General features: G+C 43.8%; 12 protein-coding genes. 4 read left to right on the forward strand and 8 right to left on the reverse strand.

Features of this window, described 5'->3' with window-relative positions:
- Positions 1 to 7 precede the first annotated feature (7 nt).
- The 3 genes from LZG72_RS16115 to ruvX are packed head-to-tail and all read right to left on the reverse strand — an operon-like array spanning position 8 to position 1,869.
- Complete coding sequence (locus LZG72_RS16115; RefSeq protein WP_233874445.1) at positions 8 to 787, reverse strand: amidohydrolase; 780 nt, start codon at positions 785 to 787, stop codon at positions 8 to 10.
- A gap of 42 nt (positions 788 to 829) precedes the next feature.
- A complete protein-coding gene (def, locus tag LZG72_RS16120; RefSeq protein WP_233874448.1) occupies positions 830 to 1,411 on the reverse strand; it encodes a peptide deformylase in 582 nt (193 codons plus the stop codon).
- Positions 1,412 to 1,455: 44 nt separating this feature from the next.
- Positions 1,456 to 1,869 (reverse strand): Holliday junction resolvase RuvX, encoded by a 414-nt coding sequence (gene ruvX / locus LZG72_RS16125; protein WP_233874450.1) that lies wholly within the window; start codon positions 1,867 to 1,869, stop codon positions 1,456 to 1,458.
- Positions 1,870 to 1,990: 121 nt separating this feature from the next.
- Between ruvX and recJ the strand changes: the two genes are divergently transcribed.
- Both recJ and lptB read left to right on the forward strand, forming a co-directional pair.
- Positions 1,991 to 3,703, forward strand: coding sequence for a single-stranded-DNA-specific exonuclease RecJ (gene recJ, locus LZG72_RS16130; protein ID WP_233874453.1), 1,713 nt, complete (start codon positions 1,991 to 1,993; stop codon positions 3,701 to 3,703).
- A gap of 30 nt (positions 3,704 to 3,733) precedes the next feature.
- The gene (lptB, locus tag LZG72_RS16135) at positions 3,734 to 4,465 is read left to right on the forward strand and encodes an LPS export ABC transporter ATP-binding protein (protein ID WP_233874471.1); all 732 of its coding nucleotides are present in this window, start codon (positions 3,734 to 3,736) and stop codon (positions 4,463 to 4,465) included.
- Positions 4,466 to 4,810: 345 nt separating this feature from the next.
- Here the strand turns inward: lptB and LZG72_RS16140 are convergent, their stop codons facing one another.
- The gene (locus LZG72_RS16140; protein ID WP_233874474.1) at positions 4,811 to 5,530 is read right to left on the reverse strand and encodes a hypothetical protein; all 720 of its coding nucleotides are present in this window, start codon (positions 5,528 to 5,530) and stop codon (positions 4,811 to 4,813) included.
- Positions 5,531 to 5,619: 89 nt separating this feature from the next.
- Positions 5,620 to 6,315, reverse strand: a complete 696-nt coding sequence (recO, locus tag LZG72_RS16145) for a DNA repair protein RecO (RefSeq protein ID WP_233874477.1) — start codon at positions 6,313 to 6,315, stop codon at positions 5,620 to 5,622.
- Positions 6,316 to 6,568: 253 nt separating this feature from the next.
- On the opposite strand from recO, the gene LZG72_RS16150 reads away from it, so the two are divergent.
- Positions 6,569 to 8,461, forward strand: coding sequence for an amidophosphoribosyltransferase (locus tag LZG72_RS16150; RefSeq protein WP_233874480.1), 1,893 nt, complete (start codon positions 6,569 to 6,571; stop codon positions 8,459 to 8,461).
- A gap of 140 nt (positions 8,462 to 8,601) precedes the next feature.
- Positions 8,602 to 9,117, forward strand: coding sequence for a DUF6265 family protein (locus tag LZG72_RS16155; RefSeq protein WP_233874483.1), 516 nt, complete (start codon positions 8,602 to 8,604; stop codon positions 9,115 to 9,117).
- Positions 9,118 to 9,187: 70 nt separating this feature from the next.
- Here the strand turns inward: LZG72_RS16155 and LZG72_RS16160 are convergent, their stop codons facing one another.
- Genes LZG72_RS16160 through LZG72_RS16170 form a run of 3 tightly spaced genes read right to left on the reverse strand, consistent with a single transcriptional unit; the run spans position 9,188 to position 12,471 of the window.
- Positions 9,188 to 11,368 carry a DPP IV N-terminal domain-containing protein gene (locus LZG72_RS16160; RefSeq protein WP_233874486.1) on the reverse strand — a complete coding sequence of 727 codons (2,181 nt, stop codon included), beginning with the start codon at positions 11,366 to 11,368 and terminating at the stop codon, positions 9,188 to 9,190.
- Between the two features lie 52 nt (positions 11,369 to 11,420).
- Entirely contained in the window at positions 11,421 to 11,606 is a 186-nt protein-coding gene (locus LZG72_RS16165) for an Arc family DNA-binding protein (protein WP_233874489.1), read from the reverse strand.
- Between the two features lies 1 nt (position 11,607).
- Positions 11,608 to 12,471, reverse strand: a complete 864-nt coding sequence (locus tag LZG72_RS16170) for an SPFH domain-containing protein (RefSeq protein ID WP_233874492.1) — start codon at positions 12,469 to 12,471, stop codon at positions 11,608 to 11,610.
- Positions 12,472 to 12,542: the final 71 nt, after the last annotated feature.

The following is a 12,542-nucleotide window of genomic DNA, read 5'->3' on the forward strand; positions in this document are numbered from 1 at the left end:
CAATGTGTCAACAATGCAATGTAAAGTCATCCGAATCCGCCAGTGCGGGGAATTTTTGTCGGTAATCGGCCAGTTCACTTTTTGAAAAACGAACGGTTTTTTCTACTTCCGCCGATCCCAGCATACACACGGGTTCTCCAAGGTAATCGAGCGCAACCGAATCTCCGCGATACTCAAGATCGCTCCCATCCCTGCCAATCCGGTTCACACCCACTACATAAGTTTGATTTTCGATCGCACGCGCTTTAAGCAATGTATTCCAGGCGTTTGCTCGTTTTGCCGGCCAGTTTGCTACATATATTAAGAGATCATACGGATTGGATCCGACATTTCGGCTCCAAACGGGAAACCGAAGATCATAGCAAACCAACGGACAGATATTCCATCCCCTCCATTCGAATGTCAAACGGCTGCTTCCGGGCGTGTAGGTCAAATGCTCTTGCCCCATACTGAAAAGATGCCTCTTGTCATTTTGAAGATACGCCCCATCAGGTTTACAGCAAATGAGACGGTTGTAGTAGTTGCCGCCTTCTTTCACAGCAAAACTTCCGATAAGCAATGAACCTGTTTGTGCAGCCATTTGCTTCATCCACTTTGTGGTCGTCAGGTTCATCGGCTCTGCAATGGATTTGTTCATTGTAAACCCGGAATTAAACATTTCCGGAAGTACAATAATGTCCGACGATTCGGGAAGCGCTGCTATTTTTTCTTCAAGCGACGAGAGGTTTGCAGTTGGATTCTCCCAAAACAAATCTGTCTGGATCAAAGTCACCGATAGTGTTTGCATTTGTCCGGACATTTAGCAGCTGGTTTCAGGAAATTTCATCACTTATTTACGGCCCGGGAACCGCATGCGGTAATCCGCATCAACAGATCCTTTGGAAATATCGGTGAGTTTCTTTTTAATAAACTGCTTTTTTAAAGTTGGCAGATAATCGACAAACAACTTTCCGAGCAGGTGATCATACTCGTGCTGGATAATCCTGGCGGCCATTCCCGAGTACTCTTCTTCATATTCATTCCATTCAATATCGCGGTACCGGATCCGGAGAGTTTCTGGTCGATACACGTCGCCTCTGATTCCGGGAATGCTCAAACAACCTTCTTCAAACGCCCATTCTTCTCCTTTTTCTTCCAGAATTTCCGGGTTAATAAAGGTTTTTTTGAAATCGACCAGCGAAAGATCCGGCTCGTCGTCGTCATCGTCCTTTTCACTGAAAGGTGTACCATCCACGACAAACACTCTGATATTCATCCCGATCTGCGGGGCGGCAAGTCCCACACCATTTGCATTGTGCATGGTTTCGAACATGTCATCGGATAGCTTTTTAAGATCAAGCTCCTCTTTTTCGATAAATCGGGTAGGTTTTCTAAGAATCGGGTCGCCGTAAGCGACAATTGGATAAATCATTTTACTAAAACTTTATATGCGTATAAAACCGTTCTGACTGGCGGCTACCTGCTGCTTTCCATATAAGACTGCAGAATAATGGTAGCGCTAATCTTGTCAATATTACCTTTTTCTCTACGGTCACTTTTTTTTGTGCCTGCCGTGATCATAGATTGCAGTGCCATGGAAGAAGTAAAACGTTCGTCGTGTGTGTAAACCGGAATATCCGGAAATCCCTTTTTCAACACTTTGATAAAGGCGACTACCCTGGCAGCGTTTTCACTTGCCGTATTGTCCAGCCGTTTCGGCATTCCTACGATGAAAGCTTCCAGTTGTTCCTGGCCTGCGTATTTTTTTAAGAAGTCCAAAAGCGTGTGCGTAGGAACCGTTTCCAGCGCGGTAGCAATGATCTGAAGTGGATCAGTAACTGCGATCCCGCTTCGTTTTGAACCATAATCGATTGCAAGGAGACGCGGCATTTATCTTAAAGAATGTTAATAAGTTGTAAAGATAAGACCTTTCAATTAGCTTTTTCTGATTGCAACCGCCGGCTGACAGATTTTGATGTGCTCATGACTTAATCCCATTATCTTTGTCTTTATGATTGAAAAGCGTTGGATACACTATCCCGAATTTACCCTCGACCAACAAAAGATTGTCAATGAACTCGCGGGATCACTTAATGTGGGACCATCACTGGCCACTTTGCTAGTCCAGCGTGGCATTGTTGATTTTGAACAATCCCGAAATTTTTTCCGTCCCGATATAAGCCATTTGCACGATCCATTTCTGATGAAGGGTATGGACGCTGCCGTGGAACGCATTATTAAAGCCATTCATTCCGGAGAGAAAATTCTTGTTTATGGAGACTACGATGTCGACGGTACCACTTCGGTCGCATTGTTTTATGGCTTTTTGAAAAAAAAATACAACAACCTCGACTACTACATTCCCGACCGTTATGAGGAAGGATATGGAGTATCCTGGCAAAGTATTGAATGGGCTAAGCAAAATGGTTTTAATCTGATCGTTACGCTGGACTGCGGTGTAAAATCGGTGGATAAGGTTACCGCTGCGGCTGAAAAAGGGATCGATTTTATCATTTGTGATCATCACCGCCCCGGGGACGAACTTCCGCCGGCTGTGGCAGTATTAGATCCGAAGCGTAACGATTGCGAATATCCCTATAAAGAACTGACTGGCTGCGGGGTCGGGTTTAAATTATTGCAAGCCTATTGCATAAAAACCGGGATTGACCAGGAAATCCTTTTTGACTACCTGGATCTGGTTGTCGTAAGTATAGCATCCGATATTGTTCCCATCACCGGCGAAAACAGAGTTCTTGCATTTTATGGATTAAAAAAACTAAATGCTTCTCCCCGGACCGGAATTAAAGCACTTATTCAAATATCCGGTATCAATGGAGCATTGGACATCACAAATGTCGTTTTCGGAATCGGGCCGAGGATTAATGCTGCCGGACGCATTAAACACGCAAAAGAAGCTGTAAAACTGCTACTTTCCGAACTTGATGAGGAAGCCGAGGAATTTGCGCAGGAAATCAATAAACACAACAGCGAGCGCAGAACTTTTGACACGAGCATTACCGAGCAGGCACTTTTGATGATTGAAAACGACGAATGGTTTTCAACCGCAAAAAGTACGGTACTATATAAGGAAGACTGGCACAAAGGCGTGATCGGAATTGTGGCGAGCAGGTGTATTGAAAAATACCATCGCCCGACCATTATTTTGACACAGTCTCACGGAAAAGCCGCAGGATCAGCCCGCTCGGTTCCTGGTTTCGACGTGTATGAAGCAATCGAAGAATGCGCAGATCTATTGGAACAATATGGGGGGCACACATTCGCTGCCGGATTAACCTTACCGCTGGATAATGTCGAGGCATTCAAGTCGAGATTCGACCAAATTGTAAGCAATCGCATTCATCCGGATCAATTGATCCCGATGGTTAATATCGATATGCTGCTGGAACTGGAATCCATTACGCCTCGATTTTATAATATCCTTCGGCAAATGGGCCCATTCGGACCTGGTAACATGACCCCAATGTTTGAATCCAGAAATGTTACACTGGCTGGGAGGCCATCGATGATGAAGGAAAAGCATATCAAATTTGATGTAAAACAAAACGGGTCCGCCGTTTTCACAGCAGTCGGTTTTGGTATGGCCCACTTTTATCCGGATATCGCCAACGGAAGGTCATTTTCGATTTGCTATTGCATCGAAGAAAATAACTTTCGGGATAAAAAAACGTTACAACTGTCTTTAAAAGACATTAAGCTGCATTGAGACACGTCTCGGCAATGAATACAATCAAAAATGATACTGAGAACTGAAAACCTTGTTAAAAAATACGGGGTACGTCTTGTCAACAACAATGTAAGCTACCAGGTGGAGCAAGGAGAAATTGTTGGTTTGCTAGGACCTAATGGCGCCGGAAAAACCACTTCCTTCTATATGGCGGTCGGTTTGGTGAAACCCAACAGTGGCAAGGTGTTTCTCGACGACAAGGATATAACAAGTTTGCCGATGTACAAGCGGGCACGACTTGGCCTCGGCTACCTCGCCCAGGAAGCTTCGGTGTTCCGCACGTTGACGGTTGAAGAAAATATCAGGGCTGTGTTGGAAATGACAGATTTACCGAGGCAGGCCCAAAGAGAAAAGGTCGAAGAATTGCTGGAAGAATTCCATTTGACACATGTGCGTAAAAGCAAAGGGATGGTACTCTCAGGCGGCGAAAGAAGGCGGACTGAAATTGCCCGTTCCCTGGCCGTCGATCCAAAATTCATTCTCCTCGACGAACCTTTCGCGGGGGTTGACCCCATTGCAGTAGAAGATATCCAGAGCATTGTCGCCAAACTGAAACATAAAAACATCGGCATTCTTATTACCGATCACAATGTAAACGAGACATTATCCATTACAGACCGGGCCTATTTATTATTTGAAGGTAAAATCCTGAAACAGGGATCTGCCGAGGAACTGGCAGAAGATGAGGTAGTGAGAAGAGTGTACTTAGGTCAGAATTTCGAGCTGAAAAGAAAGATCTAGCTCTTTGAAATAGAAAAGGGAACGCTACCTGGCATTCCCCCTCTTACAATTATTCACCATGAACTGTATTGCGACTTGAATGAGTCGAACAGCACTATTTTTTGGGACATTTTTTGCAATGTTTTCCCTTCTTTTTATATTTTTCACAACACTTTTTGAAGACACATTCCGTGTTGTCAGCAATTGATTTCATCCAGAAATCCTCACGCTCAGAAGTAACATTGCATTCACTCAAAATAGAAAAACTCATCCCATTGCTGTTAAACCCAAACAAATGTAGCAGCTATTTAGAATGATTCAAATTTTGTCACTAATTATTTTGAACTAATCTAAATAGTTGAGCAATCATGGGATTTTTTCCCAGATCTCATGTATCGGCTTACCATCACTGCTTTTGCCACTATGGTCCCACCTTCCGTTTTCGAGCTTGTAATTGAACTTTAATGATGAGCCCACACGATTATTATCTTTCGAAAAAAACTGGATGTTTTCTGTGTATTTACCATCTTTTGCAGTGTAAGTCCCTCCACCAGTTGCATAAAATCCTTTCACTACCGGATCAATTGCAAACCATTGAAATCGTGTACCTGAGAGCATTTTGATGGTTTTCCGTGTTCCTTCCTGGTGGATTTTCACCAATTCACCTTGCCCGTTCGCGGCTCGCTCGGTAATATGCCACGCCCCAGCCATTGGAACGTTGGTTGCGTTGTCCACCCGCATCCACACCATTGCCTCTTCATAACGAAGTGTAAGAATATCATCTTTCACAGTAACGGTGAAGACAATTGGAATGCCCACTTTGCTTGTATCCGCAGAATTGAACTCCGGGGTGTAGGTCAGTTGATCCCCGCTCATTGTAAACGGTCCGCCTTCACTCCGCTCAAAATATTTATTGTTGATACTATAAGATGCGATCGACAGATAATTATCCGCGACGATTAAAGTCGAAGCACTTCCTGTGGGTTCCTGCGATTTCCATGCACCTTTAGGAACTTGCGGCAGGCGTTCCTGTGCAATGGTCAGCACTGAAATAAGCATCAATGAGATTGTAAGTAGTTGTTTCATATTGTACTGTATTTTAGATTAGACTATACGTTATCAAAACTATGCCAATATGCCAACGGTCATTAGCTAAGGATACCCGCGTTTGGCTTTCACCTCAAAACCTCCTTCAAAACTTCCAGCGATTTGATTTCGCCCAGGCTGTCCATGTGGATCTTGTAGAAAAAAATCAGTTTTTCGAGAATCCGTGTGCGTCTGGCCCTATCTAATGCGATGCGGATACCGTAATTATGCCGCAATAATTGTTCAGTGGCCTGATGTTCAATCACATCCGGCAGCTGAGGATAATTGCTGTTTTTCAGCTCATTCTCAAAATCCTCCGCATTCTCCACTCCGAAACCAAGGTAATGCGCTAATTGGGCCAGAAACTGAATGTGAAAATTCTCGAAATCCCGTTCTGCATCATCCAGATAAAGAATCGAGGTTTCGATGAACCGGAATAATGCTTCATTCTGCTCTTCTTCCTTTAACGTCTTCCCCAGAATTTCGGTAATAAACATGCCCAGACTCGATTTGATGACATCATAGGGTAGCGTCTTCAACGGAGTATGGCATTTCAATTCCGAAATTCGATGAACCGTATCTTCTTTATTTTTATGATACACAACCATTTCAAGCAAAGTGAGCGGCTGAAATAACGCAATACGGTTGTTTCTGGATTTACCGCTCCTTACCCCATTCACAATGTAAGTCTGTATCCCAAACACATCCGTATAAACCCGGGCGATAATGGACGATTCACGATAGCGGATGTAACTCAGTGCGATACCATTGGTTTTATGGAGCATTTTATTTTTTTAATCCGTTTTGGTCAAATTTAGTTATCTTTCTGTTAGCTAGACTTCCGGTAGTGGATTCATGAATTTATCGCTGCTGAAAGTGCCTGGAAAAATCGGAGAATTTGAAGTTTTTTAAGCCAAAGGATGTTTACCTTTGTATCTGCAACGAACTAAACAAGATGACAAATTCGTTAAGCTACTATCCAGGGAATACGGTTTGCAAACTGCAGACAAAAATATTTTCTAACGCATTACTCTTCTTATGAGCGACGCCATTAAGCATGAGTGCGGCATAGCACTTATCCGTCTTAGAAAGCCCTATCAATATTACATCGACAAGTACGAGACACCGTTATACGCGGTACACAAGCTTTCGGTAATGATGGAAAAACAGGTAAACCGGGGACAAGATGGAGCCGGAGTAGCCAACATAAAAATCGACGTTCCGCCCGGAAAACGATACATCAGCAGATACAGATCCGTAGAACCTCAGCCACTTACGGACATTTTTTCCAAAATCCATAAGAAATTCCGAAAAGGTCTCAAAAACAACAGAGACCGAGCCACCGACGGGAAATGGTTGCAGGAAAACCTTGCATTCACCGGGGAAGTCTGGCTGGGGCACCTTCGGTACGGGACACATGGTTCCAATGAAGTTGAAAACTGTCATCCGATGCTTCGTCAAAGTAACTGGAGAAGCCGTAATCTGGTAATGGCGGGGAACTTCAACATGACCAACGTGGATGAACTTTTCGGTAAACTGGTCTCGCTCGGACAGCATCCAAAGGAGAAAGTCGACACCGTAACCGTAATGGAAAAAATTGGACATTTCCTGGATGAAGAAAACCAGCGCGTGTTCGATCGTTTCAAGGGAATTTATGAAAATCCGACACTTTCTGACGTCATCGAAGACAACATCGATATGCAGAGAGTTCTTCACAGATCCTGCCGTGATTTCGACGGCGGCTATGCAATGTGCGGACTAACAGGCTATGGAGCGTCATTTGTAATCCGTGATCCGGCCGGTATCAGGCCCGCATTCTATTACGCGGATGACGAAGTAGTAGTAGTTGCGTCTGAAAAGCAAGCAATTAAAGCAGCGTTTAATGTTGATTATAACCAGATCCTCGAGATTACTCCCGGTTCGGCATTAATTGTTGATAAAAATGGTGAATTCAACGAATTCCCGATCCTGCCGCGTCTTGAAAAACGTTCTTGCAGCTTTGAAAGGATTTACTTTTCAAGAGGAACAGATCCCGATATCTATAATGAGCGCAAGCAACTCGGGAAGCTTTTAATTCCTCAAATATTAAAAGAGGTTAATTACGATCTCGAAAACACGATATTCTCGTACATTCCGAATACGGCTGAAACCGCATTTTTGGGGATGATCGAAGGTCTGGAAGAATACCTTGCCAAAAAACGCAAACAGGCGATCATGGAAGGAATTCTTTTTGAGGCTGACCTTGAAAAGGTACTTTCTTTCCGTCCGCGCATTGAAAAGCTGGTTACGAAGGATGTGAAATCCAGGACATTCATTACCGCCGACGCATTGCGCGACGATATGGTTTCGAGTGTGTATGATACTACATTCGAAGTTGTTCGAAAAAATGTGGATACCGTTGTGATCATCGACGATTCCATTGTGAGAGGTACTACTCTGGAAAAGAGCATTTTAACAATGCTTGATCGTCTTAACCCAAAGAAAATCGTCGTTGCTTCTTCTGCTCCGCAAATTCGTTTCCCAGACTGTTACGGAATCGATATGTCGAAAATGAAGGATTTTGTGGCTTTCCGCGCGGTGCTGAAATTATTGGAAGAACGTGACCTGGAATATTTGCTGGAAGACGTATATATGCAAAGTGTTACGTCGATCGCCACTAAAAATCCGTATCATACCAATTATGTGAAAGCATTGTATGATCCATTCACCGATGAGGAGATTTCACAAAAAATTGCTGATATCATTAGGCCGAAGGATTTGAATGCAGAACTTTCAGTAGTTTTTCAAACCGTTGAAAACCTTCACAAAGCTTGTCCGCAACATTTGGGAGACTGGTATTTTACAGGAAATTACCCAACACTTGGCGGAAATAAAGTAGTAAATAAAGCATTTTCAAACTCGCACGAGGGAAAATTGGAAAGAGCATATTAACAACCAAGCATACAAAAAATAGCTGTCTTGCAATCCAGGGCAGCTTTTTTTTGTCTATATAAAAAACGATTCCGGCCACTTTGATCCGACAAAGCAACATTTACCTTAAATTGCCTTTTTTAATAAAACCTGGATCCCAGATGACTCATTCTAACACAACCCAATTAATCAAAAAACTATCTTTTCTCTTTGCATTCGTGCTTCTTGGTTTTGCAGGAAAAGCGCAAACTGCTGTCGGGACACTAAATGACATCAGCTTTCTGGAAGGCCACTGGCTCGGCACGTACAATGGCGGACCGATCGAGGCAGGCTGGACTGCACCGGCAGGCAATAACATCATGGGCTACATCCGGATGATCAAGGACGATAAGCCTTCACTTTATGAAGTGTTCGCATTTGAGCAGACAGAGAAAGGTCCGGTAGCACTAGTAAAGCACTTCAAACCCGGCCTGATCGCTGTGGAAGAAAAAGCGGTTTCCGACCGTTACAATTTTATTGAAGCCAAGAAAAACCAGGCTCTATTTGAAAAGGATGACGTTTCAGTACGCATTATCTACGAAAGAAGGACACAAAATCAGCTGGTAATCCAGCGCGGAAAAATGGAGAATAATAAGTGGGTTTTTGTAGACCTTTTTGTTTTCAATCGCATTCCTTAATAAGTTACCGTCTACAAAGAAAAAAGACCGCCTCAGTATCCGGAGCGGTCTTTTCTAGTTTATAACAATGTCATTTTCCTCCGGGAGGGCAATTCTTTCTCAGATAATCTGTGAATAAACTCCGAAGATGCTGCGAGGTACCAGTTCCCTCACTAATACTATGCGATCTGTTTGGGTAAGGCATAAACTGGAAAACCTTATTTGCTTTAATTAATTCATTCACAAGCATTTCGGCATTTTGATAATGCACATTGTCATCACCGGTACCATGAATGTAAAGCAAATTTCCACGCAGGTTTTTAGCATAGGTAATGGGTGATCCCTTCACAAAATCGTCGCGATTTTCCTGTGGAAGCCCCATATAGCGTTCCTGGTAAATGTTATCATACGTAAGCTGATTCGCTACTGCTGCCACTGCAATGCCGGTTTTGAAATGCTCCGGATATTGAAAAAGCAGATTCAATGTAGATGATCCGCCGCCACTCCAGCCGTGAACAGCCACGCGCGAAGTATCGATAAACGAATACTTTTTGAAAATCTCCGTAGCTGCACCATCCATATCCTTAATATTGATCGTCCCGATATTCTTGTGGATCGCTTTACGCCACGCAGCACCTTTTGGAGAAGGTGTGCCCCGGTTATCCATCGATGCATAGATGTAGCCATCATCCGCCATACTTCCATTGTACAAGCGATTCCGACCGGTTCCATAGGTGTCTTTTACTGTACTTCCGGCAGGTTCGCCGTAGACCGTAAAGACGATCGGGTACTTTTTAGTTGCATCAAAATTGGTCGGTTTTACAATCCACGCATCAATTTCAACTCCTTCGGAAGTCTTTACTTTAAAAAACTCAATGTCAAGCTTACCGGAATTGATCTTGCTTGCTGACTGTGCAATGGAATTGTTCGGGTCAATTGAGGTATGTTTTGGAAAAGAAATCCACTCGGTTAATGGCACTGTTTTCGCATTTGAAAAACGGTGCATTCCAAATTTTGCTTCCGGTGAAATCTCGTAATTATGAGTTCCCTGCTGATCAGCAGGCGTTACACGCACTGGTTTGCCTTTTCCATCCAATGTCGTTTTGTATAAATAACTTTGCGTTGCATTATCGGGGGAAGCCATGAAATAATATGCATTGCTCTTCTCATCAATGCGTACCGGATTAATCATGTCAAAATTTCCGACCGTGATCAGTGTCTCCTTTTTACCGTCGCGGCTTACCCGATACGTATGTCTCCATCCATCTTTTTCACTCACCCACAAAAATTCCTTACCTCCATTAATCCAGTCCCAACCCATCGGATCGTTTTCCCAGCGGCTCTTTATATCAATCCAGGCCGCGTCTTTTTCAACATAAAAAGATTTAGAACTCCCGTTGGTTGTGTTGATGTAAAGCAACGTACTCTCATTCTGTTTTCTGTTTAATTGCTGCACTACCAGCTCATTGGGCATCCCGGACCATTCCATTCTCGGTAAGTATGTGTTCTGCGGATCGCCGGGGATGTTCATCCATTTCGTTTCCGCATTTGCAATACTTACTACACCGATTTTGTATGGTGAGGGAGTTTCACCCACTTTCGGATATTCAACCGGTACATTAAAAGAGTAGATCGAATCTGTCGTATTGATCATCAAGAAGTTACGGATCTTTCGTGCATCCAGCTGCCAGTATGCAATGGACTTACTGTCGTCACTCCACCGGAACCCGTCACGACAATCGAACTCTTCTTCATAGGCCCAGTCGAAAGTCCCATTGATAATGCGGTCTGTTCCGTCCTTGGTAAGCTGCTTCACTTCCCCGGATTGAAGGTCTTCCGAGTAAACATTGTGTTGGCTCACATACCCTACATATTTTCCATCTGGCGAAAATTTTGCAAACATTAAGGAAGATGCAGGCAGGCCTTTTCCGAGTTGTTTGAGTGATTTGGAAGTCACATCGTAAACCCAGTAATCTCCGCGGGTTTCGTAACGCCAAACTCTTTTTGAATTGGTATAAACTAAAAACTTGTCGCCCGCCTTGCTTATCGTGTAACTTTTGATCTGTAACGCCGCACCTCCCGCAGGTGTGAGCTGGGCTTTCGATACAAGTACTTTTTGCTGGTTAGACGGCAACGTCACCTGAACGATCTCGTTCTCTTCTACATCCCGATACCCGCTACCGTCAGGCAGCCACTGAAAGGTATCCGGAATCTGCGCAAAGAGCTGAGTTGTGAGAAGTGTGAGGAATAAGATCCTGATAATATGCTTCATTTGGTTTCAGAAAATTGGTAAGACAACTAATGGTTACGCAATTTTAACATTTTTAATTATTCTTTTCATCTCCTTGTTCCCCACCCTTTGTCTTCGACCTTTTCTGTTTTTTCAATGCCTCACTCAACAAATACTCGATCTGACCATTCAGACTGCGAAAATCCTGCTGTGCCCAGGTTTCCAGTTCCTTGAGCATATCAGGATTGACACGTAAAACAAATGCTTTTTTTTCTGCCATATCAGGGATACAAAGTGCCGGCGTTCAAGATGGGTGTCGCTGCTTTTTCACCGCATAAAACGACGAGCAAGTTGCTTACCATGGCCGCTTTTCTTTCTTCATCCAGTTGCACAATGCCTTTTTCCGAAAGCATCGCGAGCGCCATATCCACCATCCCCACAGCTCCGTTAACAATCTGGCGGCGAGCTGCGACCACTGCGGAAGCTTGTTGCCTTTGAAGCATTGCACCGGCGATTTCAGGGGCGTAGGCCAGGTGGCTGATCCTGGCTTCCAGGACATCAATGCCTGCGCGGCTCAGACGTTCGGTCAACTCAGCTTCCAGCATTTCATTGATCTTTCCACTTCCGTCCCGCAATGTAACTTCTTGTATTTGAAGATCTTCATCTTCCATTGTATCGTATGCATAAATCCCCGCCAAATGCCGCACGGCTGCCTCCGACTGGATTTCTACATATTTTACATAATCATCTACTTCAAAAGACGACTTGGCTGTATCCCCCACGCGCCATACTACAACGGCTGCAATTTCAATGGGATTACCCAGCTTGTCGTTTACCTTCAGCTTCTGGCCATTCAGGTTCCGCGCACGCAGACTGATCTTCTTCCGACGGAACAATGGGTTTACCCAGCGCAGTCCGCTTTGTTTCATAGTACCCATGTAATCACCAAAGAATGTAGTGACAACAGCCTCATTCGGATTGATTACCGTTAAGCCGATCAGAATAACAAAGCCTGTAATTGAGATAAAGATTCCCTCGAACGGGCTGCCGGTGTTGATAACATAAATAATGCCTCCAAAAAGCATTACCAGGCCTATTGCAAAAAGCAAATATCCTGAGATCGAGCGTAATTCTTTTTCATTCATAGTTCGGATTGTGATAGTAAATTGATATCACAATATCATCAAAACAAAATCAATAACCCAAAGAATAAGGA

Source organism: Dyadobacter sp. CY323, from assembly GCF_021390245.1.
GTDB lineage: Bacteria > Bacteroidota > Bacteroidia > Cytophagales > Spirosomataceae > Dyadobacter.

Bases quoted from the DNA above. Each gene is read 5' to 3' on its own strand.
- LZG72_RS16170 (WP_233874492.1), bottom strand. From the start codon at position 12,471: ATGAATGAAAAAGAATTACGCTCGATCTCAGGATATTTGCTTTTTGCA.
- lptB (WP_233874471.1), top strand. From the start codon at position 3,734: ATGATACTGAGAACTGAAAACCTTGTTAAAAAATACGGGGTACGTCTT.
- LZG72_RS16115 (WP_233874445.1), bottom strand. From the start codon at position 787: ATGCAAACACTATCGGTGACTTTGATCCAGACAGATTTGTTTTGGGAG.
- LZG72_RS16160 (WP_233874486.1), bottom strand. From the start codon at position 11,368: ATGAAGCATATTATCAGGATCTTATTCCTCACACTTCTCACAACTCAG.
- recJ (WP_233874453.1), top strand. From the start codon at position 1,991: ATGATTGAAAAGCGTTGGATACACTATCCCGAATTTACCCTCGACCAA.
- ruvX (WP_233874450.1), bottom strand. From the start codon at position 1,869: ATGCCGCGTCTCCTTGCAATCGATTATGGTTCAAAACGAAGCGGGATC.
- recO (WP_233874477.1), bottom strand. From the start codon at position 6,315: ATGCTCCATAAAACCAATGGTATCGCACTGAGTTACATCCGCTATCGT.
- LZG72_RS16155 (WP_233874483.1), top strand. From the start codon at position 8,602: ATGACTCATTCTAACACAACCCAATTAATCAAAAAACTATCTTTTCTC.
- def (WP_233874448.1), bottom strand. From the start codon at position 1,411: ATGATTTATCCAATTGTCGCTTACGGCGACCCGATTCTTAGAAAACCT.
- LZG72_RS16150 (WP_233874480.1), top strand. From the start codon at position 6,569: ATGAGCGACGCCATTAAGCATGAGTGCGGCATAGCACTTATCCGTCTT.
- LZG72_RS16140 (WP_233874474.1), bottom strand. From the start codon at position 5,530: ATGAAACAACTACTTACAATCTCATTGATGCTTATTTCAGTGCTGACC.
- LZG72_RS16165 (WP_233874489.1), bottom strand. From the start codon at position 11,606: ATGGCAGAAAAAAAAGCATTTGTTTTACGTGTCAATCCTGATATGCTC.